The organism is Gilvirhabdus luticola, from assembly GCF_040117515.1.
Taxonomy (GTDB): Bacteria; Bacteroidota; Bacteroidia; order Flavobacteriales; family Flavobacteriaceae; genus Gilvirhabdus; species Gilvirhabdus luticola.
In genome coordinates this window covers 265,761-282,370 of the sequence record NZ_JBEEEN010000002.1, presented here as the reverse complement: position 1 = coordinate 282,370, position 16,610 = coordinate 265,761, and the positions used below count along the sequence as shown (strand labels likewise).

Genomic DNA, 16,610 nt, shown 5'->3' with positions numbered 1-16,610 from the left:
ATGAAAAATATAAAATTTATTTATTTGAAAATAATATGCCTTCAAGCGTTGCTTTTCACTGCTTTAGTTAGCTGTGAAAGAGATTTATCAGACGAGGTAGTTTTTGCTACATTTTCAAAGGTAGGAGAAATCTTTACAGATAGTCCAATTGGTATGGGAAGTGACTTTTATTTTCCTTATCAGGGCTCTAAACCAACTGCATGGTCTGTAGATGATGAAGTAAGTTATAAAGGTACCTCATCAATGCGTTTTGACGTACCTAACGCTAACGATCCAGAAGGTAATTATGCTGGAGCGATTTTTAGAGTTGATGGTGCTGGTCGTGATTTGACAGAATTTGATGTACTTACATTTTGGGCTAAAGCATCCCAAGGTGTTACAATTGGACAATTTGGTTTTGGTACGGATTTTTTGGAAGATAAATTCGTTGCAGTTATTCCAGATGTAGACTTAAGTACTTCTTGGACCAAATATATTATTCCAATACCGGATCCTTCAAAACTTTTTGAAGAAAGGGGGATGTTCAGTTATTCCACTGGCACACGGAATACTAATGGTTATGGATATACTTTTTGGATAGACGAATTACAGTTTGAAAAGCTAGGTACTGTAGGGCAACCATTGCCAATAATTATGTTAGGAGAAGATGTTACAATGAACTCTTTCATAGGTACAACTATTGACGACTTACAAAGATCTGCATGTATTTTTAATCTGCCATCAGGAGAAGACCAACTTGTCGCAACATATCCTTCTTATTTTAGTTTTGAATCTACAAATCCAAGTGTTGCCAGTGTAAGTGAAGATGGTCTTGTAACTGTATTAAATTCTGGAACTGCTGTAATTACAGCCTCTCTAGCTGGTGTTCAAGCGGTGGGCTCATTAACTATCGAATCTTCTGGAAGTTTTGAAGCAGCTCCAGAACCACCTAGCCGTGATGCGGCAAATGTAATCTCAATATTTAGTGATGCTTATGATAATGTTCCTGTAGATTATTATAATGGATTTTTTGCTCCTTTCCAAACAACGCAAGGAGGGGCTCCACCATTAGATTTTAATGGAGACATGATTATTAATTATACAGAATTGAATTTTGTGGGCATAGGAACATTTTTTGATGTTTCACCTGTCAATATCACTAGCATGACACACCTTCATATAGACATTAAGGTCAATGAACCAATTGATGGTGGTGACTATATCAACATACAGCTAATTAATGATGTTGGAGGTAATGAAACTTCTGGTACAATACCGTTTGGAGCAAGCTCATTTGTACAAGATCAATGGGTTGGTTTAGATATACCTATTGCTGATTTTGGAATGGGTGATCTAACTAGAATAGGGTTGTTATTCTTTATTTCAGATGCTACGATCTCAAATATATTTGTTGACAACATTTATTACTATAGATAATCAAACTAAATAAAAAAACAAGAAGATGAATAATTCTCAAAAATATACAGTAAGCAAAACCCTCGTTTTTTACTCTTTTTTATTGATTTCATTTATTATGTTCACAGACTGCGAAACTGACAATACACAGACGGTGACTACATTTACCGAACTGATCATGGCAGATGAGTTTGATGTTGATGGTGCTCCTGATCCCTCTATTTGGGGTTATGATACAGGAACTGGATTTGATGGCTGGGGTAATAATGAGTTGCAATACTATACAAGCAGAAGTGAAAATGTAAAAGTAGAGAACGGAGTGTTACTTATTACTGCTTTAAAAGAAGATTATAATGGCGCTTCTTATACTTCTGCTAGACTTACCACCAAAGGATTGTTTGAACAAAAGTATGGACGATTTGAGGCGCGAATCAGAGTGCCTAGAGGATCTGGTCTTTGGCCAGCATTCTGGCTTTTGGGTGCTGATTGCGATGGTGTTGGAGAACGTATTGATTCCAATTGGCCTTTGTGCGGTGAAATAGATATAATGGAATATCGTAGACAAGAACCAACTAGCGTAAGTGGTACAGTTCATGGACCTGGTTATTCAGGGCTTACTGATCCTCAAGGGCAGATTACTAAAAGCTATGATTTACAAAACGATCGCTTCGATAATGGGTTTCATATTTTTGGCATTGAATGGGGTCCAGAATACATCAATTTTTATGTAGATGACGCCTTATATAATCAAATAACACCAGCTGATCTTGAAATAACACCTGAAGACCCAGATAATCCAGGAGCTTTGGGTGAATGGGTGTATAATAAGCCATTTTACATTATAATCAATTTAGCTGTTGGAGGTAATTTTCCAGGAGTACCAGATGCCAATACAACTTTTCCTCAAAGTATGTTGGTAGATTATGTAAGAGTATATAAAAATATGTATGACAATAACTAATAATAAAAAAATTATGAAAAAATTTCTTAAAAAAGTTAAGCAAATTTCAATTTTAATCTTGGCAATATCCTTTGTGGGTTGCGAAGATGATGACGCGGTTTTACCAGAAGTTGTTGCTGGTTTTACATATACTATAAATGCTGATAATGGAACAGTAACATTTATAAATATTTCGACAGAGGCAACAAAATTCGAATGGGATTTTGGAGATGGTAGCGGCTCAAGACTTATAGATCCTGTAAAAGTATATTCAAATGGAACCTATTCCGTTGTTTTAACAGCGTCTAATGGGGCTGGTGATTCAGATATTTTTCGAGATGAGATAACAATTTTAATTCCAGAAATAGCAACATTGCCAATTACTTTTGATGGTGCTAATACGAGATATGATGCTGATGTCTTTGGTGGCGCTTCATTTGAATTTGTTGATAATCCAGATCCATCAGGTGCTAATCCTGAGGTATCCAAGGTAGGTAAAATTACAAATGTAGGAGCTGCTTATGAAGGTATTAGTTTTGGTTTAGGAGCCGATATAGACTTAACCACAGAAAAAAGTATATCAATGAATTTTTGGGCTGATGCACCGGTAGATATTTTATTAAAACTTGAAGAAGGAACGGGACCGGATATAGAAACTACAATGAGTCATGGCGGCACTGGATGGGAAACAATTATTTTTAATTTTAATTCATCAGATCGCTATTCAAGATTAACCGTATTTGCTGATGGTCCGGGTACAACATCTGGTACATTTTATCTTGATGATATAACTCAAATAGAAACTCCTGTAGTCTGTGTTGCAGAATCTGCAGAATCAATGAGTGCAGCAGATTTAAATATTACATTCTTGTCTGACCAAACGGCAAATATTATTGAAGATGGCGGTGATTTTGAATGGGTAGATAATCCAGATTTTGAAAATGATGTAAACATTTCATGTAAAGTTGGAAAGATTACGAAATTAGGAAATAACCCATGGGACAACAACCAAATAGATTTGGATGCTAAATTGGATTTCAATGCTAACGAAGGATTAAAAATTAAAGTATGGTCTGCTATAGAAAATACTGAAGTCAGAATTAAACTTGAGGAGATTGGAAATTCAGGCAATAGCACAGAGCAGTTCTTAACAACTTCCGTTACTAGTGCATGGGAAGAATTAACATTTCCGTTTACAAGTTCAGACAGCAATAAATATGATAAGATAGTAATCTTCTTTGATTTAAATGCAGAGAATACAGATGTCTATTATTTTGATGACTTAATGCTTTATGGTTCTGGTGGAGGTGGTTCCTGTACGGCAGAGACTAACGAATCAACTAGTGCATCAGATTTAAATATCACTTTTATGTCAGATCAAACTGGCAATGTGATTGAAGATGGAGGTGATTTTGAATGGATAGATAATCCAGATTTCGATAATGATGTTAACAAGTCTTGTAAAGTAGGTAAAATCACAAAATTAGGAGCAAACCCTTGGGACAATAACCAAATAGATCTGGATGCTAAACTAGATTTTAACGCGAATGAAGGTCTAAAAATTAAAGTATGGTCAGGAAGAGCAAATACTGAAGTTAGAATTAAACTTGAAGAAATTGGAAATCCAGGAAATAATGTTGAAAAGTTTTTAAATATGTCAACGACAAGTGCTTGGGAAGAATTGACATTCCCTTTTGAAACCACCGACAGTGGTAAATTTGATAAGATTGTTATTTTCTTTGACCTAAATGCAAATAATACTGACGCTTATTTCTTTGATGATCTTATGCTGTATGGAGCCGGAAACGGTGGCGGTGGAGGTACTGGTGATAACTTAGTAACTAATGGCGATTTTGAAAATGGAACGACAGGATGGACTGGGAATGCAGCTAATGTTGTTACCGAAGGTGGTAATTCTTTCAATTTTGCGGATGTGACTGCTGCAGGAAATGCTTTTGATGTGAACTTAAGTCAAGTATTAGAAATAATACAAGGTAAAAATTACACATTAACATTCGATGCATCCTCTAATGTAAGCAGAACAATAATAGCTGGTATAGGTCTCAATGAAGCTCCTTGGACTTCAGATACAGAAACAGCAAATTTAACAACTACAACACAGGAGTTTACGTATAACTTTACGGCATCTTTTGGAGGAGCTAACAGTCGTGTATTGTTTGATATGGGTGCTGAAGTAGGTACGGTAGTTATTGATAATGTAGTACTCACATGTTCTGATTGTGACGGCGGCTCCGGAGGCGGAGGCGGTGGTGGTGGAGGCACCGGTGATAACCTTGCTTTAAATGGAGGTTTTGAAACAGGTGATGATACAGGATGGTTATTATTCCAGAATGGTGGAACAGCCATAATAGATAACAGTATTAACAATGGTGGTTCATATTCTGGCAAAATTGAAACAGGTGGGCCTAGTAATCCAGCATTTAAACAAGAAAGAATAGGTGCAGGAACTGTTGCTGCAGGTGATGTAGTTCAAATTAGTTTCGATCATATTGGTGCAGTCGCTGGAGAAGGTGGAGTATTCAATGTTTTATTATTTGGTGAAGGTGCTGGAGGAGCTGTTCCTTTTACACATGTCTTTAATCCTGCACCAATACTTTCTGGTTCGTGGACCACGTTTACAGGAACATTTACAATTCCTGGAGGAACAGATGTATCTGAAGGTATTTCATTTTTAATTGAGACGGTTTGCGGTGGAGCAGCAGGTTGCAGTGTTTCGGCAAATATTGATAATGTATCTGTAACCCTTAATCCGTAATCTTTGAATAAAAAATCCATCGGCGACAGAGATAAATCTTTGTCGCCTTTGGTTAATTAATGGAAAAATATTTTAATTAATCATGATTTTTATCTGTCCCAATGTTATTGAAATATTATAAACAATTTTTAAACATTGATGAATAAATCTTATACAATTTTAATAAGTCTTATTGTCGCTCTCGGTGGGTTTTTACTCGGTTTTGATAGTGCTGTGATTTCAGGAGCGGTTAAAGGAATTACCATATATTTTGAAATGACAGATGCCATGCTGGGATTTTCAGTAGGCTGCGTGGTGTTTGGAGCTATGGCTGGAAATTTAATGGCTGGTCCAATAAGTGATATACTGGGACGAAAAAAGGTACTGATAATTGTCGCAGCTTTGTTCACTATTTCTGCTATTTGGTCTGCATTGGCGACCGATTATACCGTATTTATAATTGCCAGAATTATTGGGGGTATTGGTATAGGCGGAGCGATTTTAATTGCGCCAATTTATATTGCCGAAATAGCACCGCCAAAACTTCGGGGAAGTTTAGTGTCATTCAATCAATTGAACATTGTTATTGGGATTTCAGTAGCGTATTTTTCTAATTATTTTCTTGTCAATATTCAAGACGAAAGTTGGCGTTGGATGCTAGGCGTAGAAGCTATTCCCGCAATAATATATTTTCTAGCACTTTGGACAGTGCCTAGAAGCCCAAGGTGGTTAATCCTGAAAAAGAATAAAGTAGATCTTGCAAGAAAAACGCTCACAAAAATTGGTGGTGACAAATATGCCGAAATAACAACTTCTGAAATACAAAGAGGAATAGATAAGAAGGAGAAGAAGGCTAAACTTTCAGATATTTTAAAAAGTAAGTATTCAACCATTATGATCATTGCTTTAGGCATTGCTTTTTTTCAACAGATTACAGGAATTAATGCTGTCTTCTATTATGCACCTACAATATTTGAACAAGCTGGCGGAAGCACAGATTCGTCCTTTTTACAAGCCATAGTGGTAGGACTAACCAATTTAGTGTTCACTTTGGTTGCCATTTGGTTAATAGATAGACTGGGAAGGAAGCCTTTACTCTTAATAGGATCTAGTTTTATGACGGTAGCTTTAATAATGGCAACATTTGCATTTAATAGTGCAACTTATGATTTTAATTCCAATACAATAAATCAGGTAAGTAACACAGAAATCAAAACGATTTTAATGGATTTTGATGGAAAATCTTTTCAAAGTCAGACAGAATTATTTGAGGCTGTTAAACCAAAATTGAAGAATGAGCAATTCTTAAATTTCAAGCGAAATGAGATTACAAATTTTATTCAAATTAATGCGACTTTGGTTTTAATAGCTATCTTGTTGTATGTAGCATCTTTTGCAATATCATTAGGCCCCGTAATGTGGACCTTGATATCAGAAGTGTTTCCAAATAAAATTAAAGGAATCGCAATTTCAGTTGTAGGGTTTTTCAATTCCTTGGTAAGTTTTTCTGTAACACAAGTATTTCCCTGGGAGCTATCAACCCTGGGGCCAACAATAACCTTTGGTATTTATGCCGCATTATCCTTTTGTGCTATAATTTTTGTATACAAATTTGTAATAGAGACTAAAGGTAAAACACTTGAAGAATTAGAAAAACTATTAATTAGAACTTAAATTAAAATATTGATTTTTAAACTCAAAATTAGAATAGAATGAGTAAAGAAGCCATATATATAGGTAAAGAACCTAGTCAATTTGATCAAAAGCAAATTAAAGGGAATTTAGTAAAATTTGCTGGTGAGAGTTACTATAAAATTAGTAATGCAGATGCCATGAGACCTTTCTTTATGAGTATTGTGAGTGATTCTAATCACTGGATGTTTATTTCTAGTAATGGAGGCTTAACTGCTGGACGAAAAAATAGCGAGTATTCTCTCTTTCCTTATTATACAGACGATAAGATAACCGAATCATCAGAAATTACTGGTAGCAAATCCATTTTTCAGGTGCACCTAAATAATAAACTTTTTTTATGGGAACCCTTTTCAGAAAAATATACAGGAATATATAAAATTCAAAGGAATTTATATAAGAATGGTATTGGTAATAAGATAGTCTTCGAAGAAATTAATGAGGATTTAGGATTAACTTTTTGGTATCAATGGAATTCTAGCAATTCCTTCGGGTTTGTAAAAAAGGCTAACTTAATAAATAATACAGATGAGCCAATCGAAATAACCATTTTAGATGGAATACAAAATATCGTTCCTTATGGAGTTCCTTCAGATACTCAAAATAGATCGAGCAATTTAGTAGATGCCTACAAAAAAAATGAATTAGAAAAAGAAACAGGAGTAGGTATATATGCGTTAAGTGCAATAATAGTAGATAAGGCTGAACCAAGTGAAGCATTAAAAGCTACAATAGCTTGGTCTACAGGATTAAAAAATGTAAAACACCTTATCTCTTCATTACAGCTTAATGAGTTTAGAAAGGGGAATGAAATAAGAGAAGAGATTGATGTAAAAGCTGAAAAAGGGGCTTATTTTATAAGTTCGGAAATTATACTACAACCAAAAGCTGAAAAATCATGGATGATTATTGCCAATGTCAATCAATCAATCACAGCAATAAATGAAATTTCCGAAAAGATTAAACATGAAAATAATCTTTCAGCAAAGATTCAGGATGACATTGATTTAGGCGCTCAACGATTAACTGAATTGATTGAAGCTTCTGATGGTGTTCAATTAACGTCAGATACCTTAAGAAACTCACGCCATTTGGCGAATACCTTATTCAATATAATGCGAGGTGGAATATTTGACGATAATTATAAAATTGAAAAACATGATTTTATAAAATATATTAAGAACGCAAATAAAAGAGTGTATCAAAAAGAGAAGGATTTCTTAAATAACTTACCTGAAGAATTTGAATACAAGTATTTAAAAACTTTCATTGAAGATGATTGTGATGTAGACTTTAAGAGATTAACTTTAGAATATATGCCATTAAAGTTTAGCAGAAGACATGGTGATCCAAGCAGACCATGGAATAGATTCTCAATTAATACCAGAAGTGAAATTGATGGTTCCAAAATACTGGATTATGAAGGTAATTGGAGAGATATTTTTCAAAACTGGGAAGCGTTAGCACATTCCTATCCAGAATTTATAGATAGCATGATTCATAAGTTTTTAAATGCCTCAACTTTTGATGGTTATAATCCTTATCGAGTTACTAAAGATGGTTTTGACTGGGAAATTATTGAACCAGACGATCCCTGGTCCTATATAGGATATTGGGGAGATCATCAAATAATTTATCTCTTAAAGTTCCTTGAATTTATTGAAGATTATTATCCTAATAAACTAACGGATTATTTTGTTGAGGACATCTTTGTATATGCTAATGTGCCTTATAAAATAAAAAGTTACAAAGAGATAATAAAGAATCCAAAAGACACCATAATATTTGATGAAAGGCTCGATAGAAAAATTCGTGCAGAAAGGGAAGAATTAGGTGCCGACGGAGCAATTCTTAGAGATGAAACATCGGTTATTTATAGAGTTAATCTTTTAGAGAAATTATTGGCCACGGTACTGGCTAAAATTTCCAATTTTATTCCAGAAGCAGGAATATGGATGAACACCCAGAGACCAGAGTGGAATGATGCAAATAATGCGTTGGTAGGTAATGGTGTTTCTATGGTAACATTGTATTATTTAAGACGTTTTTTAAATTTCTTTGAAATCATTGCCTCCAATTCTACTGTGGAGAATTTTAATATTTCAACAGAGTTGAGCGAATTCTTTAATAGAGTATTAGATACTCTTGATAAAAATAGTTCTATCCTTTCTGGGAAAGTGTCTGATGCAGATAGAAAAACTATTCTTGATAGTCTTGGAATTGCTGGAAGCAGTTATAGAATGGGTATTTATGAAAATGGATTCTCAAGTGAAAAATCAAATATTAGCAAAAAAACATTGCTTAAATTTTTGAAGATTTCTAAATCCTATTTAGAACATTCTATCAATGCCAATAAGCGGCAAGATAATTTGTATCATTCGTATAACTTAATGACTATTAAAAGTGAAACAGAAATATCTATTTCTTATTTACCAGAAATGTTGGAGGGCCAAGTGGCTGTTTTAAGTTCTGGATATATTTCTTCTGAATCTTCTGTTAGACTTTTGGATGCTCTAAAAAACAGTGCATTATTTAGACCAGACCAGTATAGCTATATTCTTTATCCAAACAAAGAATTGCCAAGATTTATAAATAAGAATAATATAGAATTAAAAAGTGTAGAATCATCAGAACTCTTACAACAGTTATTAAAAGATGGTAATACACAGGTGATTGAGAAGGATGTACTTGGAAATTTTCATTTTAATGGTAATTTCAACAATGTCGGAAGCGTAAAACAGGCATTGCGGAAACTTCCAAAAGACAAATATGGAGTTTTGGTTGAAAATGAATCTCAATTAGTCTATGACATTTTTGAGAGCATTTTCGATCACAAATCATTTACAGGTAGATCGGGCACTTTTTTCGGATATGAAGGTCTTGGCTCCATTTATTGGCACATGGTATCTAAACTATTATTAGCAGTTCAGGAAACTTGTTTATCGGCTTTAGAGAACAACGAGAGTCAGATCATTATTGGCAAATTGTTTGACCACTACTTCGAAATTAATGAAGGCATTGGTGCTCACAAGTCACCAGAATTATACGGAGCGGTTCCAACAGATCCTTACTCTCATACTCCTTTCGGGAAAGGAGCACAGCAACCAGGAATGACCGGTCAGGTAAAAGAAGATATTTTGAGCCGACGTGGTGAATTGGGTGTGTCTGTGAAAAATGGTGTGCTTCAATTTAATCCGCAATTACTGCGCAGAGAGGAATTTTTAAAAGAATCGAAAGTTTTCTCATATACAGACTTAAACAAGGAAATTAAAACAATTAGACTTAATCAAGATTCAATTTGTTTTACCTATTGTCAAGTTCCTGTAATTTATAAACTTTCAAACCAAAATAGTATCAATGTCCATTATACTAGCGATATGATAACTACATTTGAAAACTTAAGACTTGATTTAACAGCCAGTAAAAAGATTTTTGAAAGAACGGGTGAAATAGATCATATAGAAGTTTTATTGGAAAAATAAATATAATAGCATGGAAAAATACATAAAGACATCGGTTTTATTGATTGCAATAATGTTTGTGTTTTCATGTCAAAATCAAACTAAAAAAGATAGGAAAATTGATGTAATGAAAGAAAAAGCAAGTTTAACGGCTAAAGATATTTTAGGTAATCCGAATTATTTAGCAATGTCTTATGGAGGTTACAGATATGCAGACCATAGCATAGAACCAACTTTGCAGGAATTAAAAGAAGACATGAAGTTGCTCTCTGCAATAGGAGTAAAAATTGTTCGAACATATAAACTAACTAAACCTCATGCATCAAACCTAGTTAAGGCAATAAGTGAATTAAAAAATGAAGACCCTAATTTTGAAATGTATGTGATGTTAGGCGTATGGATTAATTGCAAAAATGCATTCAGCTGGGAAAATGGAGAACCAATCCATAATGAGGAAAGCGAAGATAATGCAGCAGAAGTTGAAAGAGCTGTGAAGCTAGCCGGAAAATTTCCAGATATTATAAAAATAATTGCTGTAGGTAATGAAGCCATGGTAAAATGGGCAACGAGTTATTATGTTGAACCTTGGGTTATATTAAAATGGGTTAAATATTTACAGAACCTTAAAAAAGAAGGAGATTTAGCCAATGACATTTGGATAACTAGTTCAGATAATTTTGCGTCTTGGGGAGGCGGTGGAGAAGAATACCATGTTGAAGATTTAAACGAACTAATTAAGGCTGTAGATTATATTTCTATGCACACCTATCCTATGCATGATACGCATTATCAACCAGAATTTTGGTTAAATTCTGATGGTATGGAAGGTAAAACCGATATGGAAAAAATTGAAATTTCCATGTTAAGAGCTAAAGAATATGCCATGATGCAATATGAAGACGTAAAGAAATATATGGAAAGCCTTGGAGTTAATAAACCAATTCATATTGGTGAAACTGGATGGGCAAGTGTTTCTACAGGTCATTATGGTCCCGATGGATCAAAAGCATGTGACGAGTATAAAGAAGCACTTTATTACAAACATATGAGAGACTGGACCAACGACGTAGGAATGTCGTGTTTTTATTTTGAAGGATTTGATGAACCATGGAAAGGAGGAGAGAATTCGGGAAATTCTGAAAAACACTTTGGTTTATTCACTGTAGATGGAAAAGCAAAATATGTGCTTTGGGATGAGGTTGATAAAGGAACATTTAAAGGGTTAACTAGAAATGGGAACTCAATATCTAAAACTTATAATGGTAATAAAGAAGCGTTAATGAAAGATGTTTTGGTACCACCAATGGCTTCTGAAGTCACAATACCTCATTAATTATTTTAAATATGAAATCGCTATCAAAATATTTCTTTTCATTTTTATTGATTACATTGTTTATGAGTTGTAGCAAAGAACAAAAGCAGTTGAAGGTTGAACTTTATGAAACATCAGCTAGTGGAAATAAGTTAACTAAAATCACCGAATTTTTACCAGAAGAAAACAAAGGAAGTATTAAATTAATACCAGAAGAAACCTATCAAACCATTACAGGTTTTGGTGGCTCATTCACAGAATCTACGGCATATTTATTAAATCAATTAAGTAAATCCAATCGAGACAAGATTATTCAGGCCTATTTCGGTGAAGAAGGAGCAAAATATTCACTGACTAGAACACATATGAATTCATGTGATTTTTCATTGAGCAATTATTCCTATGCACCAGTAGAAGACGATAAGAGCCTCGAACACTTTTCGATTAAAGAAGATAAGGATGATATCATCCCAATGATAAAAGAGGCCATGGCTGTTTCAAAAGATGGTTTTAAAATTTTATCCTCTCCGTGGACCGCTCCACCATGGATGAAAGATAACAAAAGCTGGGTTGGTGGAAAGCTTCTGCCAGAATACTATAATACATGGGCATTGTTTTTTTCGAAATACGTTGAAGCATACAAAGCTGAAGGAATAGATATTTGGGGTTTTACAGTGGAGAATGAACCATTAGGTAATGGCAATAACTGGGAAAGTATGCATTACACTCCTGAAGAAATGACCAATTTTGTAAAAGATTATTTAGGGCCAAAGTTAGAAGAAGATGGACATGAGGTTAAGATTTTGGGATATGATCAAAATAGGGAGCATTTAAAACATTGGGTTGATGTAATGTTCAAAGATGAGGCTTCTTCAAAATATTACGATGGCACAGCCATACATTGGTATGCAAGTACCTATGATTATTTTCCAGAAGAGTTACAATACGCGCATAATAAATCACCAAATAAACATCTGATACAATCAGAAGCATGCGTAGATGCCGAAATTCCAAGATGGAAAAATGATACTTGGTATTGGAAAAAAGAAGCTACAGATTGGGGTTGGGATTGGGCGCCAGAACAAGACAAACACTATCATCCAAAATATGCACCTGTAAATCGCTATGCCAGAGATATTATTGGTTGTCTTAATAATTGGGTCGATGGTTGGATTGATTGGAATATGGTGCTTGATAAGCAAGGTGGGCCTAATTGGTTTAAAAATTGGTGTGTGGCTCCTGTTATCGTCGATATTGAAAATGATGAAGTTTATTTTACACCATTGTACTATACTTTAATGCATTTTAGTAAATACATTAGGCCAGAAGCCAAAATTATTGGCTTAGAAAATTCAGATAAAGAGTTAATGGTCACTGCGGCTCATAATCCAGATGGTTCTATTGCAGTTATACTCTTTAATGAAGGTGAAAAAACTAAGAGTTTCGATTTGTTTTTAAACAATACAAGCAAAGAGATCACAATTAATGCACAAGCAATTCAAACAATAGTAATACCCAAATCATAATAATTTAAAAAATGATAATAGAACTGTTAAAAACTAAAATTTAAATATTATGTCGCAATACAAAACTGAAGCGAAAGATAAAGTTCCATTAGGTCAAAAAGCCGCCTTTGGTGCTGGTCATTTCGTACTGAATTTATTACCAGGAGCACTGGGATTCTTTATGTTTTTCTTGCTTACAGCCTTTGGGATGGATCCTTTTCTTGCAGGTTTGTTGGGAGGTCTACCTCGAATCTTTGATGCCTTGACAGATCCTATAATGGGATTTATTTCGGACAACACAAAATCGAGATGGGGTCGTAGGAGGCCATACATCTTTATTGGTGCGATTTTGAGTGGGTTATTATTCGCTGCTCTTTGGCAATTGAATGCTGATAATTCTCAAACCTATAACTTCTGGTATTTTCTTATTTTATCATTGTTATTTTTAATTGGAAATACCATGTATGCTACTCCATTAGTTGGATTGGGATATGAAATGACTTCAGACTATAATGAGCGTACTCGCTTAATGGCCTTTGCCAATACTGTAGGTCAAATTGCATGGATGATAGTTCCATGGTTTTGGGTAATTATTGCTGATCCAAATTTATTTGCGGATCAGGCTGAAGGTGTAAGAACAATGTCAACCGTTGTAGCTGGATTTTGTATTGTTTTAGGGATTTTACCTGCCATTTTTTGTAAAGGAATTGATGCTTCTCAAATGGAGAACCGAAAGAAACTTTCATTTAAAACAATGGCGTCTAATTTGAAAGATTTATTTAAGGGCATTGTTCAAGTATCAAAGAACAAACCTTTCATGAAACTTTGTGGCGCTACATTTTTAGTATTCAATGGCTTTCAAATGGTAGCGGCATTCAGTTTTTATATTATAGTCTTTTATATGTATAATGGTGACTATGGTGGAGCAGGTACTTGGCCAGCATGGTTTTCTACAATTACTGCAGTTTTAACTGCTTTCATTGTGATTCCTATTATTTCTTGGATGTCTAATAAATGGGGCAAAAGAAAAGCATTTATTATTTCAACAGTGTTGTCTATTATAGGTTATATATTAAAATGGTGGGGATTTGATACTACTTTAAACGCAAATTTTAACAAAACAGGGTTAGGTCAATCTTTAAACAATGCCGTTGGTTCTTTATTTGAATTTTTAAATCCATATTTGGAGAGTGTTGGCATGTCATGGTTTAGTATTGATACAAGTCAAGGAGCACCTTGGCTAATTTTCCTACCTTTGCCATTAATGGCTTTCGGGCTTGGTGGATTATTTACTTTAATGATGAGCATGACAGCGGATGTATGTGATCTGGATGAATTAAAAAATGGGATGCCTAGAAAAGAAGGAACATTTGGAGCCATTTATTGGTGGATGGTAAAACTTGGTCAAGCGATAGCTTTGGTGTTAGGAGGGCTTGTATTGAAATTGGTAGGCTTTATTTCTGATGCACCAACACAGACTATGGAAACGATGACAAATTTAAGAATAGCTGATGTAGTAATCCCTGCGTTTACAGCAGGTTTAGCAATTTGGGTGATGGTTAAGTATAGCCTTACAGAAACCAAAGCTAGAGAAATTAAAGCAGAATTGATTGCCCGAAGAGGCGAATTATAGTTAATAATTAATATAATTTTATTTTAAAATAGATATGTCTTACAGAGTAGATAAAATAAGGTCGTTGGCAGGAATAAATCTCGACGGAAAAACCACAAAAGGATTACAAAACCTATTTAAAAGAGTTTTAAAAAATGGGATGCACGGATTGTGTTTCAGTCCTTATGAAGAAGGACAAGAACCTGGTATGTTGATTAGTGAGGATCAGATTCGTAGGCGTATGAAGATTATTAAGCCATATACAAAATGGATTCGTTCCTTTTCATGTACAGATGGTAATGAAGCTATTCCCAGAATTGCTCGAGAATTTGGAATTAAAACTTTAGTTGGAGCTTGGTTGGGAGATGATCCAGAGATCAACAAAAAAGAAATTGCAGGACTGATAAAATTAGCAAAAGATGGATTTGTGGATATTGCTGCCGTTGGAAATGAAGTTATGTATCGTCAAGATCTAACAGAAGACGAACTTTTAGCATTTATTTATCAAGTTAAAGAAGCGATTCCTGGAATTCCGGTTGGATATGTCGATGCGTATTATGAATTTTCTCATCGTCCTAGAATTACTGAAGCTTGTGATGTGGTTTTGGCCAATTGTTACCCATACTGGGAAGGATGCAGCATAGAATATTCATTGGTGTACATGAAACAGATGTATCATCAAGCTGTAAGTGCCGCTAACGGTAAAAAAGTGATTATTTCTGAAACAGGATGGCCAAATCTTGGAACCGGATTACAAGGTGCTCAACCTTCATTTGAAAATGCAATAAAATACTTTATACATGCACAACAATGGTCTGATACCGAAGATATAGAAATGTTCTACTTTTCATCATTTGATGAATCATGGAAAGTAGGAGCTGAAGGTGATGTTGGAGCATTTTGGGGATTATGGGATAAAAATGAAAAATTAAAATTTTAGATCATCTTTAAAAAATCATTCGATTTTTACTAATAATTATTAAATGAATTATACGAAAGTTTTGAATATAGAACCTGGAAATGCGATCTGCTATTCTGGTTTTAGGGAGGGACAATGTCCTGGTTTGGTTTATCCAAGTTATGAACAAATAAAGGAAGATCTTTTGCTACTAAACGGTCATTGGAAGTATTTAAGGTTATATGATTGTGATGAGCATTCCGAAACTGTTTTAGAAGTAATCAAAAAGGAAAAGTTAAATTTTAAAGTGATGCTCGGCGCCTATATTGTAGCTGAAAAAAATAACTATGGATGTCCATGGGGAGGTGGTACATATCCAAAAGAAAAACTAGAGAAGAATAAAATTTATAATGAGAATAGGATTAAAAAATTGATTCGCTTGGCAAATCAATATCCAGATATCATTTTTTCATTGTCTGCAGGAAATGAGGCCTGTGTGGAATGGACTGACCATTATGTACCTGTTGAAAGTGTGATTAATTATGTAAGAATGATTAAGCAAGGAGCAAAACAACCAGTGACATTTTGCGAAAATTATGTACCGTGGTTGAATAAGTTAAAACCTTTGGTAGAAGAAATAGATTTTATTTCTATTCATACATACCCTGTTTGGGAATATAAGAACATTCATGAAGCGATGGAATATACAAAGGAAAATTACTATTCGGTTGCTGATACCTATCCTCATAAACCCGTTGTTATTACTGAAGCAGGCTGGACAACCTATTCCAACGGACGCGGAATAGACCCAAATAATGTGAGTGAAGAATACCAAAAGACATACATTAACGATCTTGTGAATTGGAGTCATGTGGCTACCATCTTAACGTTTGTATTCGAAGCATTTGATGAATCTTGGAAGGGCTCAAGCGAAGCTCTTGAGCCTGAAAAACATTGGGGGCTGTTTAAAGTCGATAGAATGCCAAAATTGGTTATGGAGTCTTTTTTTTCGGGTTTTAATATGTCAAAATAGTATTAAA

At 34.4% G+C, this 16,610-nt stretch carries 10 protein-coding genes; all 10 read left to right on the top strand.

Annotated features, from left to right (window positions below):
* The 10 genes from AAFP94_RS05785 (at window position 1) to AAFP94_RS05740 (ending at window position 16,603) form a co-directional block, all read left to right on the top strand.
* Window positions 1–1,416, top strand: a complete 1,416-nt coding sequence (locus tag AAFP94_RS05785; protein ID WP_316661557.1) for an Ig-like domain-containing protein — start codon at window positions 1–3, stop codon at window positions 1,414–1,416.
* A gap of 25 nt (window positions 1,417–1,441) precedes the next feature.
* Complete coding sequence (locus tag AAFP94_RS05780) at window positions 1,442–2,356, top strand: glycoside hydrolase family 16 protein (RefSeq protein WP_316661556.1); 915 nt, start codon at window positions 1,442–1,444, stop codon at window positions 2,354–2,356.
* Window positions 2,357–2,369: 13 nt separating this feature from the next.
* Window positions 2,370–5,111: a carbohydrate binding domain-containing protein gene (locus tag AAFP94_RS05775; protein WP_316661555.1), complete on the top strand. Its 2,742-nt coding sequence runs from the start codon at window positions 2,370–2,372 to the stop codon at window positions 5,109–5,111.
* Between the two features lie 138 nt (window positions 5,112–5,249).
* Window positions 5,250–6,764, top strand: a complete 1,515-nt coding sequence (locus tag AAFP94_RS05770) for a sugar porter family MFS transporter (RefSeq protein WP_316661554.1) — start codon at window positions 5,250–5,252, stop codon at window positions 6,762–6,764.
* Between the two features lie 38 nt (window positions 6,765–6,802).
* Complete coding sequence (locus tag AAFP94_RS05765) at window positions 6,803–10,264, top strand: hypothetical protein (protein WP_316661553.1); 3,462 nt, start codon at window positions 6,803–6,805, stop codon at window positions 10,262–10,264.
* A 10-nt stretch (window positions 10,265–10,274) separates the two neighbouring features.
* Complete coding sequence (locus AAFP94_RS05760) at window positions 10,275–11,576, top strand: glycosyl hydrolase family 17 protein (protein WP_316661552.1); 1,302 nt, start codon at window positions 10,275–10,277, stop codon at window positions 11,574–11,576.
* Window positions 11,577–11,587: 11 nt separating this feature from the next.
* A complete protein-coding gene (locus AAFP94_RS05755; RefSeq protein ID WP_316661551.1) occupies window positions 11,588–13,081 on the top strand; it encodes a glycoside hydrolase family 30 protein in 1,494 nt (497 codons plus the stop codon).
* Window positions 13,082–13,130: 49 nt separating this feature from the next.
* A complete protein-coding gene (locus AAFP94_RS05750; protein WP_316661550.1) occupies window positions 13,131–14,693 on the top strand; it encodes an MFS transporter in 1,563 nt (520 codons plus the stop codon).
* A gap of 34 nt (window positions 14,694–14,727) precedes the next feature.
* Entirely contained in the window at window positions 14,728–15,612 is an 885-nt protein-coding gene (locus AAFP94_RS05745; protein ID WP_316661548.1) for a glycoside hydrolase family 17 protein, read from the top strand.
* A 43-nt stretch (window positions 15,613–15,655) separates the two neighbouring features.
* A complete protein-coding gene (locus tag AAFP94_RS05740; protein ID WP_316661547.1) occupies window positions 15,656–16,603 on the top strand; it encodes a glycoside hydrolase family 17 protein in 948 nt (315 codons plus the stop codon).
* The last annotated feature ends 7 nt before the right edge of the window (window positions 16,604–16,610 follow it).

Excerpts from the sequence above, each read along its gene's own strand:
- AAFP94_RS05750 (WP_316661550.1), top strand. The coding sequence starts at position 13,131 with ATGTCGCAATACAAAACTGAAGCGAAAGATAAAGTTCCATTAGGTCAA.
- AAFP94_RS05775 (WP_316661555.1), top strand. The coding sequence starts at position 2,370 with ATGAAAAAATTTCTTAAAAAAGTTAAGCAAATTTCAATTTTAATCTTG.
- AAFP94_RS05745 (WP_316661548.1), top strand. The coding sequence starts at position 14,728 with ATGTCTTACAGAGTAGATAAAATAAGGTCGTTGGCAGGAATAAATCTC.
- AAFP94_RS05740 (WP_316661547.1), top strand. The coding sequence starts at position 15,656 with ATGAATTATACGAAAGTTTTGAATATAGAACCTGGAAATGCGATCTGC.
- AAFP94_RS05785 (WP_316661557.1), top strand. The coding sequence starts at position 1 with ATGAAAAATATAAAATTTATTTATTTGAAAATAATATGCCTTCAAGCG.
- AAFP94_RS05780 (WP_316661556.1), top strand. The coding sequence starts at position 1,442 with ATGAATAATTCTCAAAAATATACAGTAAGCAAAACCCTCGTTTTTTAC.
- AAFP94_RS05755 (WP_316661551.1), top strand. The coding sequence starts at position 11,588 with ATGAAATCGCTATCAAAATATTTCTTTTCATTTTTATTGATTACATTG.
- AAFP94_RS05770 (WP_316661554.1), top strand. The coding sequence starts at position 5,250 with ATGAATAAATCTTATACAATTTTAATAAGTCTTATTGTCGCTCTCGGT.
- AAFP94_RS05760 (WP_316661552.1), top strand. The coding sequence starts at position 10,275 with ATGGAAAAATACATAAAGACATCGGTTTTATTGATTGCAATAATGTTT.
- AAFP94_RS05765 (WP_316661553.1), top strand. The coding sequence starts at position 6,803 with ATGAGTAAAGAAGCCATATATATAGGTAAAGAACCTAGTCAATTTGAT.